General features: G+C 54.0%; 19 protein-coding genes. 13 read left to right on the plus strand and 6 right to left on the minus strand.

Going from position 1 to position 19146, the window contains the following annotated elements:
* Window positions 1–120: 120 nt before the first annotated feature.
* The 6 genes from P6M73_RS04635 to P6M73_RS04660 all read right to left on the minus strand — a co-directional run bounded on the left by P6M73_RS04635 (window position 121) and on the right by P6M73_RS04660 (window position 5691).
* Window positions 121–1218, minus strand: a complete 1098-nt coding sequence (locus P6M73_RS04635; protein WP_277854942.1) for an alginate O-acetyltransferase AlgX-related protein — start codon at window positions 1216–1218, stop codon at window positions 121–123.
* A gap of 9 nt (window positions 1219–1227) precedes the next feature.
* The gene (locus tag P6M73_RS04640; protein WP_277854943.1) at window positions 1228–2622 is read right to left on the minus strand and encodes an MBOAT family O-acyltransferase; all 1395 of its coding nucleotides are present in this window, start codon (window positions 2620–2622) and stop codon (window positions 1228–1230) included.
* 7 nt (window positions 2623–2629) lie between these two features.
* Complete coding sequence (locus P6M73_RS04645; protein ID WP_277854944.1) at window positions 2630–3319, minus strand: hypothetical protein; 690 nt, start codon at window positions 3317–3319, stop codon at window positions 2630–2632.
* 102 nt (window positions 3320–3421) lie between these two features.
* Window positions 3422–3961, minus strand: a complete 540-nt coding sequence (locus P6M73_RS04650; RefSeq protein ID WP_277854945.1) for a hypothetical protein — start codon at window positions 3959–3961, stop codon at window positions 3422–3424.
* A complete protein-coding gene (locus P6M73_RS04655) occupies window positions 3958–4518 on the minus strand; it encodes an RNA polymerase sigma factor (protein ID WP_277854946.1) in 561 nt (186 codons plus the stop codon). Before P6M73_RS04655 ends, P6M73_RS04650 begins: the two co-directional genes overlap by 4 nt.
* A 648-nt stretch (window positions 4519–5166) precedes the next feature.
* A complete protein-coding gene (locus P6M73_RS04660) occupies window positions 5167–5691 on the minus strand; it encodes an immunoglobulin-like domain-containing protein (RefSeq protein ID WP_277854947.1) in 525 nt (174 codons plus the stop codon).
* A 684-nt stretch (window positions 5692–6375) separates the two neighbouring features.
* Between P6M73_RS04660 and P6M73_RS04665 the strand changes: the two genes are divergently transcribed.
* From P6M73_RS04665 to P6M73_RS04725, 13 genes are all read left to right on the plus strand, one after another.
* Complete coding sequence (locus P6M73_RS04665; protein WP_277854948.1) at window positions 6376–7086, plus strand: hypothetical protein; 711 nt, start codon at window positions 6376–6378, stop codon at window positions 7084–7086.
* A 235-nt stretch (window positions 7087–7321) separates the two neighbouring features.
* Window positions 7322–7534: a hypothetical protein gene (locus tag P6M73_RS04670; protein ID WP_277854949.1), complete on the plus strand. Its 213-nt coding sequence runs from the start codon at window positions 7322–7324 to the stop codon at window positions 7532–7534.
* A gap of 187 nt (window positions 7535–7721) precedes the next feature.
* Window positions 7722–8375 (plus strand): IS1634 family transposase, encoded by a 654-nt coding sequence (locus tag P6M73_RS04675; protein ID WP_277854950.1) that lies wholly within the window; start codon window positions 7722–7724, stop codon window positions 8373–8375.
* A 190-nt stretch (window positions 8376–8565) separates the two neighbouring features.
* On the plus strand, window positions 8566–9078 hold the full coding sequence (locus P6M73_RS04680) for an IS1634 family transposase (protein ID WP_277854951.1): 513 nt from the start codon (window positions 8566–8568) through the stop codon (window positions 9076–9078).
* A 247-nt stretch (window positions 9079–9325) separates the two neighbouring features.
* Window positions 9326–9859, plus strand: coding sequence for an RNA polymerase sigma factor (locus P6M73_RS04685; RefSeq protein WP_277854952.1), 534 nt, complete (start codon window positions 9326–9328; stop codon window positions 9857–9859).
* Window positions 9856–11211, plus strand: a complete 1356-nt coding sequence (locus tag P6M73_RS04690; RefSeq protein ID WP_277854953.1) for a hypothetical protein — start codon at window positions 9856–9858, stop codon at window positions 11209–11211. Before P6M73_RS04685 ends, P6M73_RS04690 begins: the two co-directional genes overlap by 4 nt.
* A gap of 348 nt (window positions 11212–11559) precedes the next feature.
* Window positions 11560–12933 carry an ISLre2 family transposase gene (locus P6M73_RS04695; RefSeq protein ID WP_277854954.1) on the plus strand — a complete coding sequence of 458 codons (1374 nt, stop codon included), beginning with the start codon at window positions 11560–11562 and terminating at the stop codon, window positions 12931–12933.
* A 365-nt stretch (window positions 12934–13298) separates the two neighbouring features.
* Entirely contained in the window at window positions 13299–14615 is a 1317-nt protein-coding gene (locus P6M73_RS04700) for an FAD-binding oxidoreductase (RefSeq protein ID WP_277854955.1), read from the plus strand.
* 119 nt (window positions 14616–14734) lie between these two features.
* Window positions 14735–15193 carry a nuclear transport factor 2 family protein gene (locus P6M73_RS04705; protein WP_277854956.1) on the plus strand — a complete coding sequence of 153 codons (459 nt, stop codon included), beginning with the start codon at window positions 14735–14737 and terminating at the stop codon, window positions 15191–15193.
* 84 nt (window positions 15194–15277) lie between these two features.
* Window positions 15278–15709: a hypothetical protein gene (locus P6M73_RS04710; protein ID WP_277854957.1), complete on the plus strand. Its 432-nt coding sequence runs from the start codon at window positions 15278–15280 to the stop codon at window positions 15707–15709.
* 52 nt (window positions 15710–15761) lie between these two features.
* Entirely contained in the window at window positions 15762–16946 is a 1185-nt protein-coding gene (gene metK, locus P6M73_RS04715) for a methionine adenosyltransferase (RefSeq protein ID WP_277854958.1), read from the plus strand.
* A 133-nt stretch (window positions 16947–17079) separates the two neighbouring features.
* Window positions 17080–17697, plus strand: coding sequence for a hypothetical protein (locus P6M73_RS04720; RefSeq protein ID WP_277854959.1), 618 nt, complete (start codon window positions 17080–17082; stop codon window positions 17695–17697).
* A 272-nt stretch (window positions 17698–17969) separates the two neighbouring features.
* Window positions 17970–19094 carry a radical SAM protein gene (locus tag P6M73_RS04725; protein WP_277854960.1) on the plus strand — a complete coding sequence of 375 codons (1125 nt, stop codon included), beginning with the start codon at window positions 17970–17972 and terminating at the stop codon, window positions 19092–19094.
* Window positions 19095–19146: the final 52 nt, after the last annotated feature.

The following is a 19146-nucleotide window of genomic DNA, read 5'->3' on the forward strand; positions in this document are numbered from 1 at the left end:
CCGCATAATAAAAGACAGCAGCCCCGACGCCGGAACAGCGTCGGGGCTGCTTGCGTCCGGACCAGATCGGACAGGTACGAAACGGCGGTTGAGAGGGGGCTGGTGCGGGCGCTCGGTCAGCTACGGAAGAAAATTGCCTTCGTTCAGGACCTGAGCACTGTAGAGAAAGAGGACATCCTGACCGTGAAAGTCGATCAGCTGATCCAGTCGGGATGCAGAAAGGTAGCGCAGATCGATGAGGGTGATGCGGGCATACCCTTCAGCCAGGAGCGGAATCAGGCTGGAGCCGAAGGAGTCGCGGAAGACGAGGAGTTCGCGGGGATTGGAGCTGGCAGGATTCTCCAGGGTCAGCAGCGGTTTGGGTCCGGACAGAAAGAGGGAATAGGGATCGGGTCCGCCGGCAGCGGCCGGATCATAGAGGCTGCTCCACCGGCTGGTCTCGTGGTCATAGACCCTTACTCCGGAGAGAATCTCATTGGTCAGACAGCGCAGGGTGTCCGGTTCCATGGCCAGTGCCGACTGGGACTGGTAGACGCCATGGAAGGGCGCGTCGAGGGTTTCGGTCTGCCAGGTTTCGGACAGGGATGTCCCCATCCGCCGGGCCAGATCCGCGGCCAGATCCGGCAGCATTTCCTGGCGCCAGTGCAGGTCGGTGCGGTAAAAATGCTCCAGAGTCAGCTGGTCTTTCAGATCCAGCACGGTGCAGCCGGACAGCTCTTGCCGCAGCAGATCCGCCAGGTCCTGGTGACTCACGGAAGGGACACCGGCATCAGAAGCCAGATATTGAGCTTTGTCCGGAATCAGGGCGAACCAGATTCGGCCTGCGCTGGCGGACAGCTGCGTCCGGATGAGATCTGAGAACAGGGCGGCTTTTCGCCGGATTCCAGCGGGATCCAGCGGTTCTTCGAGTTTTCCGGCGATGCCCTGATACAGATAGATGCCGTGCTGGTCGCTCTGGCGCAGGAGCTTAGACGAAACCAGGGCCTTGAGACGGCGCAGATTGTCCCGCAAGGGGAACTGATCCTGCAGGTAGGGTTCAAACCGGGACATGTAGAACCCGGACGCTACATTCGCAAGGGTCAGCACTGGGCGCTGGTTCAGGAGCCGGCGTTCACTCCAGGACATGTCACCGGCGGGACTCAGCGCCGACCAGATGCTGAAGACGAGGGCATATCCGGCCAACAGACCGATCAGCAGACGCTGCCTGAATTTTTCCATAGGGCCTCCTTAAAAGCGGAAATATAAAAACGGGTTAAAGCTGCCGTCCACCAGGAAGGCGGTGATGCAAACGGCCAGGCCCAGCAGAAACGGGGGTTCCGTCAGCTGAATCGCCAAGCCGGCGCGGCTGCCCTCCAGGGCGCGGCAGGTGCGGGCGGGCCATGGGGTGGAGCCAAGGGCTGCCACGATCAGGAGCCAGCCATAACTGCGCAGCTGATACCAGGCAGTGGGGGAGACAAGGGGCAGATCGCCGGCGCCGAACAAACCGCTGATCCGGGTCCAGGCCAGCGTCAGATTCGTCGAATCAAACAGGACGAAGCTGACCGCAATCAGCAGCAGGACATAGACATGGCGCAGCCCCCCGATTTTTTCCAGAATCCGGCTGAGCCAAAGCTTCTCCGCCAGCAGGACCAGGGCAAAGCCCAGTCCCCACAGAACGAAGTTCCAGGCGGCTCCGTGCCACAGGCCCGTCAGACCCCACACCAGAATCAGATTCCGGATCCAGCGGGGCCGACTGCAACGGTTGCCCCCCAGCGGCACATAGACATAATCGCGAAACCAGGTTCCCAGGGATATGTGCCAGCGCCGCCAGAAGTCCGTGATGCTGCGGGCGGTGAAGGGATAGTTGAAATTCTCCATAAAGGAGAAGCCCAGGAGCTTGCCCAGTCCAATGGCCATGTCGCTGTAGCCTGAGAAGTCATAATAGATCTGCAGACAGAAGGCCGCAGCGTAGAGCCATAAAAACAGCAGGGACGGATCCCTGGTGGTGCGGGCGGTTTCAACCAGGCTGCCCAGGGTATTGGCCAGCAGGACTTTCTTGCCCAGTCCCAGGAGAAACCGGCGCAGGCCAAGCGCTGCATCGGCCAGACTCACGGAGCGGCGTTCCAGCTGAGGCTGGATGTCGCTGTAGCGGACAATGGGCCCGGCGACGAGCTGGGGAAACATAGTGATGTAGGCGCCCAGGTCCACCAGCCGGCGCTGGGCCGGAACCGTTCCGCGATACACATCGAGGGTATAGCTGACCATCTGGAAGGTATAAAAGCTGATGCCGATGGGCAGCTTCAGGCCCAGCGGCAAAAAGGCAGTTCCGGTCAGGGCGGAGAGCGTCGCGAGCAGAAAATCCGCATATTTAAACAGAGCCAGGGCACCCAGGGAAACCACCAGAGATGCCGTGAGCCAGAAGCGTTTTCGGGATTTCGGACGGTCTTCGATGGCCCGCCCCGTCCACCAGCCTGCCAGCAGGCTGAGCAGCAGGAGCCACAGCGAACGCGGCTCCCCCCAGCCATAAAAGACCAGGCTGACCAGAAGGAGTGCCCCGTTCTGCCATCGGGCGGGCACCGCATGACAAAGCAGCAGTGCCGCCGGCAGAAAGCAGAATAAGAAGGTGATGCTGGAAAATACCATACCGCGCCTACCGGATCGGTTCCTCCACCAGGACTTTGGCTTCCCCGAAGGCATCCAGGACTTGGGTTTTGAACGTCTCAATGATCTCGGAATGGCCAAAGGCTGAAATGGCAATATCGCCCACGGACAGGATGATCAGCTGTTCCGGGAATCCGCACATCCACTGGCGCTTCTGAATGTTCGCCTGAAGCTGTTCCGCCAGATCCTTCACTTTGGCCGGATCCTTGACCCGGAAAGCGCCGGCGGTAAAGGTATTGGCGTTCATCATGTGCATCAGGGAGGCGGCATCGGCAATGTCCGCTCCGGCGGACTGCGGCAGGCCGAGGATGCTGTCTGCCATGGCCGGATCCTCCAGCGAAAAGGCTCCGGGGCCCTTCATGGTGGAATTGGCTTCGGAAGGATCGCCGCCGGCGGCAGGGAACTGATCACTTTCCGGATAGGCGGCCCAGATCGTTTGAAGGAGTTTCAGCGCGCTGGCCGATGAACCGGCTTCGGCTTTCGTTGCCGTCGGCGCGGTCTGAGGTTGAGTGGCCGGCTGAGTGTTCAAAACGGTCTGGGTGGAAGTGGCCGGTGCCTGAGTGGAGACAACGGCGGGCTTTGTAGCAGGTGAAGTGGCAGGCGTCGGGGCGGCGCAGGCAGAGAGCGTCAGCGCCAGGGTGAGGGGCAGAATCAGTCCAAGGGTTTTCATCTTATTCATAGTAAATATTCCTCCGTTTTCTTGGTGCACGGCCAGGTCGACAGGCGTCCGGCCATGCGGTCAGGTGTTGGGGACACAGACTGAGAAAGGGGAGGAAGCGGGTCAGGGCAGCTGTGACAGCTGCCAGGTTCCGTCAGCGGTTTGGGTCAGGAGAATCTCGAGACAATCGCCATCACCGGAAATCAGCAGACGGAAGGGCCCGGGCTGAGCCGGATCGATGGTCCAGTAAAGGTCCAGCACTCCCGCAGCCTCGGAGCGGGTGCCGTCCTCCAGCACAACTGCACCGGCATCGGTCCGGGCAAAGAGGAGTCCGCTTTCGGCTTCCACTTGACGGGGCTCATCCAGCTCCAGGCGAAGGGGCAGAGTCAGGCCGGGAAAGCTTCGCGGTCCTGAGGTGGCGGGGGAAGGCAGGTTGGACAGGTCCCCCAGATTGAAGGCGGTCGCTGTGAGAACCTGGTCCTGGAAACGGGCCACCACAGCGGGCTGGGTCCAGGAAGACCAAAGGAACAGGAGTGCCAGGGCGACGACAGCAGTCAGCGGCCAGGCCTTGCGCCACCAGGGGCTGGGCCTGACCTGACGGGCTTCTTCGATCCACTCTTCGTCCATTTCGGTCAGCGCTTTGGCCAGATCCAATCGATTCATTGCATGATCTCCTCCTTTTCCAGAAAATGCCGGAGGCGGTTTCGCGTCCGGAACAGGCTGGATTTCACCTGACTCTCGCTGCAGTGAAACTGCCGGGCGATGGTCTGGATGGCATCACAGTAAAAATAGCGGCAGACAAACATGCTTCTTGCCTGGGCGGATTGAGTCCCCAGGAATCGATTGATCCCCTCCGTCAGCTGCCGAATGGCCAGAGCCTGATCCAGTCCGCCGGAATCCGGAATGCAGGGCAACAGTTCATCCAGCGAGGGTTCGAATTCACCGCCCCCACGCTTCAAAGCCTGCCGCTCCTCCAGTCGGTTGATGGCCAGATTTCGCGTAATCTTCCCCAGAAATGCCCACAGACGATTCGGCCGATGCGGCGGCATCGCCTGCCAGGCCCGAAGGTAGGTATCATTGACACACTCCTCGCTGTCCTGCGGATCCCACAGGATATTCACCGCGATGCGAAGGCAGTAAGGGCCAAACCGCCGGGCGGTTTCACCAATTGCCTCCTCCGACCGCCGCCAGTAAAGGTCAACGATCTGTTCGTCTTCCATCTTCCATTCTCTCCTCTCAGTCTTGTCCCCAACCATATAGACCGGATTTCGACCCTTTGGTTGCATCCTCAATAAAAAAACTTTCAGTAATATTAAAAAAACTTTTCAGTCATATATTCCCCGACTCCACCATCGGCTCCCCCCATGATGCTCCACCCACAGGGTAACCATAGACTTCACCCATAAGATCAAAACAGGCGCCTTCCCGCATGAGCTTCCATCCGATGGGTCAATTCATCCGAACTCCGACCCACGAAGTCCCACTGCCATGATTCGAAACTCCTGGATACAGGATCCCAAGAGCAATTTCAACAGGACAAAGGCCATCAGGAACAAGTTCACCATGAACAGTTCACCATCAATCTGAACTCAGAGAAAGCTGCAGGAAAGTCGGCCGCAGGACAGTCTTGTTCGATCATAGCCTATTTTCCAGTGGAAAAAAAGTTAATAAAGATGACAAATCAAGGCATCATCAGCAGGAAACCAGAAAAGGGTTTTTATTTTTACAGCGCAGTGGCCGCGGCAGTGTTTTCTGGATAGCTTGGGATCGAAGCGGACGGAAGAAAGCCCTGAATTTCGCAATCTTATGCGGAACTCAGGGCGAATGGGAGAGCATGTTCATTTGGGCTTACCGTCTGAACCATCCGATTATGGTATGTCGAATTCAGTACTCACCCCGAAGTTATTATTTTCTTCGGACATTTGCTTGGTCAGTCGGTATCTGCCTTGAGGCAGAATTCCAAAATGTCGGTTCAGATCCGTGGTTTCTTCAAACGAACCATGGGATTTCAGCGAATAGGCGATGGTGCGGTATGGGATTACCTTTGGGTCTGTGACCCATTTTTGACCATCCCACTTCTCCAGCATGATGTATTCCCCATACTCAAACACACGATCCGTCAGATTTTCATACGTTATTTTCAGAAGATGACCCCGGCTTAGTTCAGCTTTGCCTTTGACATAATTCAGATTGGGCACTATTTTTGTGATCGTCGGAGTTCCGGACGGATCCGCAGTAGCGACTTCTCCGGACGACGGCGCAGCCTCGTTTTGCTTGGGAGTTGTTTTTTGGGTTGCTGCGGGGGCATTCACGCCCTTCAGGCTGCAGGAGCCAAGGCATGCCAGACCGAGCAGAAGTGCGGTGAATCGAGCGATCTTTTTTCGGATAAGCATTTCAGAACCTCCTCTGTCATCAGATTTCGAGAAGCATTTTCCCATTACGTTCACTTTAGTAGGTTCAACCAGGTGCAAAGTAACATATAAATAACAAAAGGATGCGGACAAAAATAACTGATTGTTTGATAATGGGAAGAGCCTCTGACAGGAACCTGAATCACCAGGCGATACACATCGAATGAGGGACTTCCTTACCGAACGATCAAATTTTCAATGGGTTTATTTCAACTATTCAGGAAAGAGCACCAAGGTTCAATCGTCATCAGGATAAGTCCTTGCCACCGGATGATTTCTCAGATGCTAATTCAATAAAGTGTGCGGCAGTTCTCGGAGAAGATCCTGTCCGAAGCAACGAATGATGTTTCTCGGAGGATCAGAACCCGATGAAATGAGAAGATCCTCTCGGAGAATCAGACTCTGAAACAGTAAGGGCGATGATTCGATCAAGTTCTTAACGTTTCGTGAAAGTTACAAGCTCGGGGGATCGTACAGAACGGATGGACCGGAGCGAAGCCATATTAGAGGCTGATGGAACAGGTTGTACCTTAAAAAGGAGACGGATGAAAAGTAGTATAATAAAGTTGCAGAAAGATGGATGGTTCAATGGCCAGCCAGGTCTTCCCGCCTTTGCCTTGGCCGTCCGATCCCGGATGGACAAGAATCTGGAAGGAGTGAACGTCAATGAAAAGGAAGTTAGCAGGTCTGCTTGTCACTGCGTTGCTTCTCATCGGCGGCTGTACTGAGAAAGAACTGAGCACTCCGTTTCAACTGACTGTAATACCCCAGGAACTGAAAGGATTTTCGATTTCCGGACAGGAAATTCACTATCTGGTTACCGTGAGTGAGGAAGCAAAGACCGATCCTGTCACCATGTCTGCCACATCCGAGGACGCTGAGATCAAAGTGGTTCAGCAGAACATTGTTGAAGGAAAAGTTGCTGAAGTGATCGCTGTGCCAAAGCCCGCCAGCGTCGGAAAGTCGGTGAAAGTCAAAATCGAAGGCAAGCGGGGATCCATTGCCAACAGCCAGACCATGACCTTTGACGTGATCGAGGGCGAGGATGACCGCAAGGACAGAGCGAAGGAATTGCTGGACCCCTTCATCACCTATCTGGCTGAGACGCATCCGGAGTACAAAATCACCAAGGATACCCTTTGGACCGGAACCATGGTCAGCCCCCAGTGGCTGGTTGTGGCCCACTACCTCTTCTTTTCTGATGAATGGGAAATCCATCTGGAGTGGCACATCATGATCCCGCCCTCGGACTGGGCCAGAATCGATCTGCGCCATCGCGCTGACCAGACAAAGCCTTCGGCTGCATATGAAATATCCTCCGTCAGCCAGAACGCCGCACCGGCACCCATGGAAGTGCCCACTGAAATCTGGCGCTGAGCCGATTCTAAACACTGGAGCCACCATATCACAGAGAGGAAAATCAGATGAATGACACCTCAGCAGACGCACGTCTCCCCGGACGAGAGACGTGCGTCTGCTCTGTTGCTGCGGAATTTGTTTGATCGGTGCGGTTTTTCCTGAGAGAGGATATGAGCGGGAAGCACCAGTTGTCCCTGAGTTTGGGAGTTAGCGTCAATAAAATAAAGATTTCAAGTCTGCACGGAGGTGCCCTATGTACGTGGCAATTACCGGTTCCGGCAAGTATCGTGTCATTCAATTTCGGGAAGAGAAACGGATTCCTGGTTCTAATCAAAAAAAGATCAATGTCATTGAGACCCTTGGCAACTACGAAGAGATGTTGGCTCAAGACCCGGATGTCATTATCAAGTTAAAAGTAGAAGCGCGCAGGCGTACGCTTGAAAAAAAACCTCCCATGCCCCTTTGACAGCATCTTTGTCCATTCAGGAGTTAGATGATCAATCGGAAGTCACACAAAGCTACCGCTTTGGTCATAGCATGATCCTGAAGCTTTGGGAGACGCTGAAACTGGATCAACTGTTTACGAAAACCATCGGCAAACGGGACCAACAGGAGGTCATGGACATGATTTTCTATCTCTGGTTCACCGTTTGATGGATCCATCCAGTATCCTTGCCTGTTCAAAGGATCAAGTGGACTTTGCAGGGGTAGCTGAGATGAAACTTGACCGGCTCTATGATGTGCTAGACGTCTTAGATGCGTCCAAGGATGAGCTCATATCCCATTTGGTCAAGTTCTTTGAGAAGAACACCAATCGGAAAAGCAACCGCGGCTATTACGATGTTACGACCTATTCCTTTGAAAGTACTCGCTGGGGCGAACTGAGGATGTTTGGATTTTCCAAGGAATATAAAAACAATGAGGTCCAGGTCGTCATGGGACTCCTGATCGACAACAACGGGATCCCTGTGACCTATGAGCTGTTCCCAGGAAACACCATGGATCAGAGCACTCTGATCACTGCTGTTGAACGTCTTCGTGAGCTCTACCGGATGGAAAAAATCACCATCATCGCTGATCGCGGATTCAATTTGGAATACCTATGCAAAGCAGGTCAAGACTTTGTTATCAGCTACACGCTGAAACGCTCCTCCAAGGAATGCAAAAAGCTGGTGTGGAACGAGGCCGGTTGGACTCAAATCGTCGATCCAACGACAGGTGAACTGATACGGAAAGAAAAAGTTGTGACGCAGGAATTCAAGTATAAAGTGCCTCTGACTGAGGAAGAAATGGAAAAGTGCCAGTAGCAAACCGGGAAGACCACGTAAGACGAGAGAGGAGAGCATTCCGGTCAAGATCCACCTGACCTGGACCGCCAGCCGAGCGAGCAAAGATTACGCGGATCGGCAGCGAATGCTGGAGAAGCTGCACAAGAAAATGGACAAACCCTAGCAGATGAAAGCCTCGCTCAAACGAGGCGTCAACCAGTTTCTTGAGATGGAACTGGATACCTCGGGCTGGAAGATCAGTGAAGAAAAAGTCAGAGATGCTGAGCAATATGACGGATACTACGCAGTCATAACGAACAACCTGGCCTTGACCACTGAGGAAGTCACAATGTGCTACCATGGCTTGTGGAAGATCGAAGAGAGCTTCCGAGTCCTCAAGACAGATTTGGAAGCAAGTCCGGTGTACGTGCACACCGACAAACACATCAGAGGCCACTTCGTCTTGTGTTTCCTTGCTTTATGCATAGTCCGCTACACCGAGTATCTGGTAGTGGAACATGAAATGTCGCCGATGTCAGCAGGGGTGTTGATGGATACCCTAGAGGAGCCCAGGGTAGTGGTTCAGGGTACATTCCCAGACATCATCCTGACACCCATCCAGGTATCAAATACTTATCTGAAGTTGCACAAGATCCTTGGAATGAAACCTTTGCGAAAGAACATGATCCTAACCCAATTCCGAAGTGTAACCAAGGTCGATTTGATGAGGAACTTAAAATAACAGGACAAAAAAACGCCCTTGAAATCGCTCTAAATGAGTGACTTCAAGGGTTTTGACACATTCAACTCCCAAACTCAGGAGAGAGGATATGAGCGGGAAGCACCACTGGCCCGTTGACCATAACCGGACGATCCGACGACCCCTGAGAGGACCACGGGAGGTTTGATTTCTTTTTTTATAAATGTTTCAGATTTTTGTCAGATTGTGAGAGACTCCTGCGAATTAAAAGGCAAAGAGAGGTGATCCTATGGACGATGCGCAGCTGATGAAGGCCATTGGCAAAGATCCCGGGAAAGGCTGGGAACTACTGATCCATCAATATTCGGGGCTGCTCTGGCATATCGCCGGAGGGATTTTAAGAGATCCCGAAGATATCGAAGAAACGGTCGCGGATGTATTTGTGGAGGCCTGGCAGAACTGGCACCGGTTCAATCCGGAGCGGGGAAGTCTCAAGAGTTATCTTGGAGTCATTGCGCTGCGCCGGGCGATTGACCGCCGGCGCCGCGTTCGGTGCGACCTGCCTCTGGAAGAAGACTGGCTGGGGGCGGAGGAGGAAGAAGTGCTGCCCCAGATTTTAAACCGGGAGCAGTCCCGGGAGGTTCTGGATCTGGTGGATACCCTGAAGGAGCCGGACCGAAGCCTGGTGATCGGCCGCTACTTCTTCGGCCGCTCCGCCAGGGAACTGGCCCAAGTCCATGATCTGACGCCCAATACCGTGGATCAGCGGATCCGCAGAGCCCTCGCAAAGCTTCGACAGTACCGGGAGGTGAATCTGGCATGAGCAACCGAGATCAATTTTTGGAACAGCTGACCCAGGAAGACCTGGATCGGCTTCTGGCCGGCATGGAACCGCAGGATTTTGCCCTGGACGATGAGGTGAAGGATCGGATCCAGGCCAAGGTGAAGCAGCGGATGGGGGAGTCTCTATCCGGACAAAGTCATCCACACCGAATGGCCGCCGTTGATCAAACCCAGCGCGACCTAAAAATCAGCGCAGGAGATCAGCAGAGAAAGCCTGGTCGAACCAGGACCCTGCGCCGCATCGCTGCCGCCCTGGCCGTCATCGGCACATTGACTCTTTTGAGTCCCCAGGTTCAGGCGACGGTTCGACGGCTGGTGTCGCTGGTTCCCGGAATCGGCATGGTGGAAAGCAGGCATGAACTGCTGACCGCGTCGGATGTCAGGATCCTGTCGGGGGAGAGTCAGATTCTGCGCCGTCCGGTCCTGCTGTCAGACGGTCAGCATATCCAGATGACTGTTCAGATCAAGTCGGCGGGCGGGCCGAAAACCGATCAAAGTCTTGACCTGGGCAAATTTCAGGCCCTCCTCAACGGAGAGCCGGTCACGACCAGGCCGGTCGGTTCCGCCTCCGGATCCGACCGCGAGACCGTCTTTCAGGTGTTCTTTGAAACAGCCGCGAAAGCCGGGGATCAGGTCCGCTTTAGCCATCCGGGTCTGGGACTTTCCGTGGAAGGCACGCTGCGCTCCCTGAGTGCGCAGGATCCCTCGGACCTGCCCCATGCCAGGCTGGGAGACATCCTGATCATGGCCGATCCGGTAGCGGCCGAACAAGGCTGGGAAGTCTATCTGTATGCCCTGTCAGATGTGGTGAAACCCCTGAGCTTTACCGAATCTCTGGATTTCGACGGCGAAGTCAGCTTTCTTTCCGATAACGGCAAAACCTATCCGCTGGTCCTTCCGGCCAGCTACGGAACCGGTTTTATGCCGCCCCTGACACTGGATGCGCCGGCCGGAAAAGGCAAGCTGGTGATCCCGTCCCTGTCCTGGACGACACAGGATACCAGCAAAGTCAAAATCCAAATCCCGCAGCCGGGTGAAGTGATTCAGCCCGACACGTCCTTCCTGTTCGCGGGAGTGCCCATCCGGATTCAGGAGATCCGGCGCAGTCCCATCGCGCCGAATGAAGTGCGGGTTGCCATGAGCTGGCCGGAGACAGCGGAACTGGACTGGTTCTTCATGGACGGATCCCACAGCATGACCGTCGAGAACGGAGTCCTCAGCCTTAGTTTTGACCCGGGGCTGGGTTTGACCAACCACCGCACCATTACGCTGCGCTCGCCCCAGTTTACCCGAAAGCAGCCATTGCGCATTCCCCTGGAACTGAACCGCTGAGGATTTTACCGAACTTCCTTCTCCCAACAGGCTTCATTGCCCAGCTCCTTTTCCATACTTCCCGGCAGCCGGCATCATCCAGCAGGATGAAGCCGGCTGCCGCCTTTCTGTGTCTGCCGTTTTATTAGGTCTGTCACCTTTTTGAACTGGTCGCCTTTCTGTGTCTGTGTCTGCGTGAAATCAGGCAAGCTTGAGATTATGCGTGGTTCCATGGTCACTTATGATCAGATCCGTTGAAATTATGAAGTTAGTGTAAAGTTACTGTAGGTCGAAAATGAAAGAGAATAAGCCCAAGTGCTAGAATGTTAGTAACAACAACAAACAAACTACACGAAAGGACTTATTCTCATGCCTATCTTAACAGATTTCAACTCAATGTTCACCTCTCTCAGACAAGGTTTTGATTCAAGAATGGCAAGCGGCACCCTCACCATGGATCAGGTGGTCCAGGAGACTCACGAGCTGACGGATCGGATTGCCCGTGAGCAGATCCAGGATTATGTTCAGGTACTCGATGAGCGCCTGAGGAACTCACAGTTACGGAAAAAAGACTACACCATCGAACGGCGTAATCAAACAAAAACCATCGCTACTACAGCCGGACCTGTGGTCTTTGACCGGACGTACTTTCGGGATAAAAAGACCAATCACCATGTGTGTCTGGTGGATCGTCTCCTGGGCCTTGAGCCCCATCAGAGAATCAGCCGGGAACTAGCCTCATGTCTTCTCTCCAGTGCTAAAGATATCTCATACCAGGGGACGGTGGAGCGCTATGCAAGCAGCGGAATTACCAGCCGCACTACGGTAATGAATCTGGTCCATCGACTGGGGAACATTGAGTCTTCTGAGGGACCCCTGCCTCAGAAAAAAGTGGTATCTCGGATCTATATTGAGGCCGATGAGGATCATGTAGCTATGCAGGACGGTTCCAATCAGCAGATGCGGCTGATCTACGTCCATGAGGGGCAGCAGAGTGTCGGGAAGAGACGCAAGGCCTTGATGGGTGTACGTCGATTTGCAGGCTTTTACAAGGGCAACTCGGATGAACTGTGGTACGAAGTGTTCGATTACCTGAACTCGGCTTATGAAGTGGATAAGATCGAGGAAATCTCCTTATCAGGGGATGGGGCGACCTGGATCAAGATGGGTGCCCAGATTCTGCCTCGATGCAAGCTCTATCTGGATAAGTTCCACCTGGAAAAGGCCCTGCGCCAGGCGGCAACGCCGATTGATTCCTACAAAGGGACAAAGGATGAATATTACTGGTACCTCAAAGACGCCATCAGCATGGACTCCCTTGAGGACATCAACACATTCTTCGAATCAGCGGCGGGATTGCCGCTTAAAAAGACCCAGGAAAAGAAGTTAGGCGAGATGCAAACCTATCTTGTGTCCAACTGGGAATCGATCCAGAACGCGGCCAAGTCGGGCTATCAGGGCTGCAGTGCGGAAGGGCATGTCAGTCATGTGCTTTCCTCACGGTTATCTTCACGCCCGATGGGGTGGAGCACAGTAGGTGCTGAGAATATAGCGCGCATGCGAGTTTTCGTGCTCAATGGCGGGGATCTCATGGGCTACTTCGCTGCCAAAGAGAAAGAAAAGAAGAAGGAAGCCCGACTTTTGAGGCTGGAAAAACGGATCGTGAAGAAGAGCCGGGTCTACCCAGTAAAACAAGGTTCAATCAGCTATGCAACGCCTCATTTTGGGTGGTATAAATCGTAAAACCCGGGCTACCTGGAATCCGCACGGCAGGCCTATTCAATTTTTGAACCGAAAGTAAGTTGACACTATCAATTATGAATTTGATATCATCGCCTCCGGCGGAATCAGTGTAAGATAAAAGTAGGCAAGACGGACGCTTCAGGGCGAAAACCTGTTGAAGCCACCAAAGAAATATATTGATTAAGAATTATATTGAAAGACTTCGGTTTCACATCGGATCCGGACTTCCGCTCAGAGGGATTTGGATCCGATGAAAAAAAGAAGATAAGCATGATGGCATCGGAGCGATGGAACAGCGGCTGCTCGTCAGAGGTAGCGCAGGTTGGAACACTTACGGGAAAAATGAAGACATCGGAGGCTGAAGGATGGGCAGACATGAAGAGAAAGTTGGCAGGATATCCAGGCAACTCAAGGAACGAACGAGTACACAACCTTTGTCATTAAAGAAAAAAACGGTATCGCACGTGGTGCCCAGGCCAGTGGATAAAAAACATCTGGATCAGAAGCTGGATGTCAGCGATTTGAATGAGATTCTTTCGATCGATCCGCAGGCCCGGGTCTGCATTGCCGAACCGGGGGTGACGTTTGAGGAGCTTGTCCGGGAAACACTGCGGCACGGTCTGGTGCCGGTGGTCGTGCCTGAACTGAAAACCATCACCATCGGCGGAGCGGTGGCTGGATGTTCCATCGAGTCCATGTCCTACAAGTTTGGCGGTTTCCATGACAGCTGCCTCGAGTATGAGATCGTGACAGCCAAGGGGGAAGTTGTAAGCTGCACGCCGGACAATGAGAATCAGCTGGTATTCCAAATGGTGCACGGAACATTCGGCACCCTGGGGATCATTACCCGGCTGACTTTCCGACTGGTTCCGGCCAAACCCTATGTCTGGCTGACCTATGAGAAATATCCAACTCTTGATGAATACAAGGCAGCAATCCATCGGCACTATACCTTGCAGGACGCTGACTTCATGGACGGCATCATCCATTCCCCCCGCGAATATGTCCTGAGCATCGGCCAGTTCGTGGATCAGGCACCCTATACTCACAGCTATGACTGGATGCGGATCTACTATCGCAGTACGTCCCAGCGTCAGGAAGACTACCTCAAGACCGCGGATTATTTTTTCCGATACGACAAAGGTGTGACCAATGTCCACCCCCAGTCCTTCCTGCTGCGGCTCCTGTTCGGCAAAATCATCAACTCCAACACCACCCTGCAGATCGCCAACAAATTCCGGAAAATCATCCCGTCGGGACAGATTCCCATCACGGTGGATACTTTTATTCCGTTTTCCAAAATCAATGATTTCATGGACTGGTACGAAGCGGAAGTTAATCACTTTCCGCTGTGGTGCGTCCCCTACAAGATCGTCAGTCATTACGAGTGGCTGTCCAAAGAGTACTGCAGCCAGATTCAGGACGAGCTCTTTCTCGACATTGCGCTCTATGGGATGAAACGGGACGATCCCCAGCATGTCTATCGGATCATCGAGAAAAAGCTGATGGAGCTGGGAGCGATCAAAACATTGATTTCTACCAATGCCTATTCTGAAGAAGAATTCTGGAGCATCTGGAACAAGGACAACTTTGACCAGGTGAAAGCCAGAACCGATCCGGACAACATCTTCCGGGGACTGTACGAGAAGACCTGTCTCAGTTCGAGAGGAATGGGCCGCTAGCCCCAGCCCCTCTTTCTGTTAAATCTTCGGGGGAATGGCCCAGTTCACCGGACAAACAGTATAATATGGGTAATTAAAACGGACAGTGCCATGATTTCCAGGAAGCAAGGAGGCTATCGATGGAAGATTTCAAAGTGGAGACAGGCTATCAGCTGACACTGGACACAGTGAAGGATCTTTGGACAAAAACCTACAATAGTCAGGGAAAGCCCGACTGGTCCCATATCCTGCCGTATTATGACGATGAGATTTATTTCAGGGATTCCATCCAGGAAATCAGGGGAATTGCTGAGTTCAGAGAGATGACGGAACGGCTGACCAATCGCTCAAAGGATTTAAGCATGCATCTGGTCAGAGCCCAGCAGAACGGAAATGATCTCTTCATCGAATGGGAGATGACGATCAGTTATACGAAGTATCCTAGTTCGATCTTATATGGCATCTCCCGGTTCACCATCAATGATAAGGGCAAAATCATCGAGCAGCGGGATTTTTATGATTTGTGGGGTGACATCTTCGATAACATTCCTCGATTCGGGACCAGGTACCGAAAATTCTTGAAGAAAAAGTTTGGGTAGCCGCATGAATATCATACGGAGCTCTTTGAACAGCTGCGCCGGGCAGCCTCCGATCCTCGCTGGAGAATCCGGGAAGCAGCCGCCATGGCCCTGCAGAACTACGGTGACCGGAATCCGGATCGGCTGCTGCAGGAGATGAAAGCCTGGAGTCAGGGCACCTGGCTGGAAAAACGGGCGGCGGCCGCCGCGCTGTGCGAACCCCGGCTGCTCCGGCGAATGGAAGATCCTGGACCGGTCTTTGACCTGCTCGATCAGATGACCCAGAGTCTCTATGAGAGCCGGGATCGCACATCAGAGGATCTGAAAGTGCTTCGCCAGGGCCTGGGCTACTGCTGGAGCGTCGCGGCGGTGTCGGCACCGGACGCGGGAAAGAGCCGAATGGAGCATTGGCTGGTTCAGACCGATCCGGACATTCGTTGGATCATGAAGGAAAATTTGAAGAAAAACCGGCTGAAGAAAATGGATCCTGTCTGGACCGAACACTGGCTGGCGGTACTGTCAAACAAAGCGGTCTGATCGGCGACAAAGCGAACGAACAGGCCCATTGATTCAGGGAGGTGGAAAAACAATGAAACGATGGTTTTTTACTTCAGAGTCCACCATGGAGGGGCACCCGGACAAGCTGTGCGACCAGATCGCGGACGGAATTCTGGACGCGATCCTGGAACAGGATCCCATGAGCCGGGTCGCCTGCGACGTATCAGCCAGTACCGGACTGGTCACCATCTTCGGTCAGATCACGACGACAGCAGACGTCGATATTCCCGGCATTGCCCGCAAGATCATCCGGGAGATCGGCTATACCGATACGGATTATGGCATCGACGGCGGCAAATGTTCGGTACTGACAGGAATTGATCAGCAATCCCCTGATATTTCAGTCGGCGTCAGCACCTCCCTGGAAGCCCGGGCCGGATCCGAGGATGAAATGGACCTGGTGGGAGCCGGCGATCAGGGGCTGATGTTTGGCTTCGCCTGCCATGAAACCCCGGAACTGATGCCGCTGCCGGTCACATTGGCTCACCGTCTGGCCAAAAGACTGGCAGAGCTGAGAAAGACCGGAGCGCTGCCCTATCTTCGCCCCGACGGAAAAACCCAGGTGACGGTGGAATACCTCGGACATCAGCCGGTCCGCATCGAAGCGGTGGTCATAGCCTGTCAGCACGATGAGACCATTGCCTATGAGGATCTGCGGCGGGACATGATCGAACGGGTCATTCCCGCGGCTTTGCCGGCGGCCCTGCTGGATGAGAACACCAAGATCTACGTCAACTCCACGGGCCGGTTCGTGGTGGGCGGTCCGGAAGGAGATTCCGGATGGGTCGGCAAAAAGCTGATGGTAGATACCTATGGCGGCTATTCCCGCCACGGCGGCGGATCCTTCTCCGGCAAGGACCCGACCAAGGTCGACCGCTCCGGTGCCTATGCCGCCCGCTATGTGGCCAAAAATATAGTGGCTGCCGGACTGGCAGATCAGTGTGAAGTGCAGATATCCTACGCCATCGGCGTGGCCAGGCCGCTGGCCCTTCTGGTGGATACCTTCGGTACGGCCCGGATTCCGGAAACGGATCTGGAAGACCTCATCCGAACCAGTTTCGATCTGCGGCCAGCAGCCATCATTGCCCAGTTTGACCTGCGGCGGCCGCTGTATCGCCAGGTCGCCTGCTACGGTCATTTTGGCCGCCCGGAGCTGGATCTGCCCTGGGAAAGAACGGATATGGCCGAGGCTCTGAAAGCCAGGGCAGGCCGGTGAGACAAGCTGCTTCAACATCACCCATTGGGAATCGTTCAGAGGTTGAATTAATTCACTAAAAAGTGTAAAATAACACTAAAGAACCTGGGGTTTTACCCCGGCATCCAGTCTCAACGCATTCGAAGGAGATGAGATGATGGAACGACTTGCATCAAAACCACTGGGAGTCCTCTGGACCGCACTGGCCGGGCTGATTGCCTTTGCCGTCGGGGCGGTGGTGATCACCCTGATCGGATCAGCTGCCGATCAAAGCTTTCTCCTCTCCGGTGTCGCCGGCGGAATCGGCGGTCTGCTGCTGGCGATTCTGGTGGGCTTATGGAAAAAACTGCCGCAGTTTGTTGCGGCCTGTCTGTTCGGCGTACCCATTGCGATCCTGGCAGCCTTTGGCATCGCCGGTCTGTTTGACCTGGTGCCCATCCTGCCAGAGTCCTTCTCCAGTTCAGGACTGGCGGACGCCCTGGCCATCGGCATCATGGGTGCCGTATACGGCGCTATGATCGGCGGCATCCTCTACGGATTCCGCGCCATGACATTTTTCGCCCTGATCTCCGGACTGGCTGCGCTTCCCTTTGGATTTCTGGTCCGAGCCTTTAACCAGGGAGCCCCCATCCGTGGCCAGATTCTTCAGATCCTGGCTCCCCTGACCATCGATGATCCCAACATGCTGGTAATAATCACCGGCATCGGGTTTGCCATGGCTCTGGCTCTTGGCCTCTACCGCCGGATGAATTCACCGTCAGATGCCGGATAGAGCGTTCGGAGAATTGAATAACAACCCGAGGAACCGCTCCCGCTGGGCGGTTCCTTTCTGACGCAGGAAAAACCGGACCGGGTGGGTTTCAGTCCGGAGGTGATTTCAGTCCGGAGCTGATTTCAGTCCGGAGCGGATTCCGACTGGTATAAGGGAGGATCTAAAAAAAACAGGTTTTGTCATTTCCAATATATGGTAAAGTAGAGGGATGAAGCCTCAGAAATTGAGATGACTTTGGATTGAAAATTTTGCCAAAAGAAGGGAACTATATAATGAAGATATCGAAAACGGACGCACTGCTGTGGTTTGATTATTTTTCGCAGCTGACCGGGGAAGAGGAAATTACGGCAAAGCATGAGGAAATTACCTATGCTGTATTTGCCCAGATTGAAGCTGTGGTGGATCAGCGTAATGAGGAACTGAAGCAACAGATCCGGGGACTGAAAACCCTGGAGAACCGGACATACTACGTGGGCAATGACGATAAGTTCCCCAGAGGCTGCAAATCCTGCCTCCTGGGAACCGGACTGAATGCCATCCGCAAAACCAATACCTGCAATCTGGACTGCAAATTCTGCTACAACTACGGCGTGCTTGACAACATCAGTCCGGTGGGAGAGGGCATGTGGGAGATCGGCGGAACGAAATTCTATGAAAAAGACATGGAACTGCTCCTGTCCATCCAGAAGAAGCCATCCGGCGTTGCTTATGTCTATCTGGAACCGTTCATGGAAATTGAAAAATACTACGGCATGATCAAGAAGTTCAGCCAAGCCAAAATCTACCAGCATCTGTACACCAATGGCACCCTGGCCTCGGAGGAAACGCTGAAGGCCCTGGGAGAAGCCGGCCTCAACGAACTGCGCTTTAATCTGGGTGCGTCCAACTGCTCGGATTTTGTGATTCAGAACATTGCCCTGGCCAAAAAATACATTCCGATGGTGGGCATAGAAACCCCCATGACTCCGGAATTCTTTGAGACGTTCTTCCGCAAGAAGGAGGATATTCTGGCCACCGGACTTGATTTCATCAACTGTGCGGAGCTGCACCTGAATGAAAACAACCTGGAGAACTATTATGGCGAAAACATGTACCTGTGCCGCCAGGGCTATCTGTCTCCGGTCTGGAGCCGGGAGCTGACACTGAAATTCATGAAGATCGCCGATGACCAGCAGTGGGATCTGGTGGTCCATGACTGCTCCAACCAGACCAAGTTTGCCCGGGATCTGAACCTGTCAGCCCGGGAAGGCAAATGGTTCGGGGCCAGCAATTATGCCTTTGAGTTCCCGGTCATGCCGTTTGAGGCGTTTCTGCCGATTCTGAACGATGAAACCTTCGAATTTCTCGAGGAAGAGCCGCTGCCCAAAGGATACCAGCCACTGCTGATCGAGTTTTAACCCCCAACTGGCCGCCGCCTTATTCCTGTGGGAGTCCAGGGAATCAGATCCC

The organism is Anaerococcoides asporogena, assembly GCF_029590275.1.
Lineage (GTDB): Bacteria > Bacillota > Clostridia > Clostridiales > Clostridiaceae > JG1575.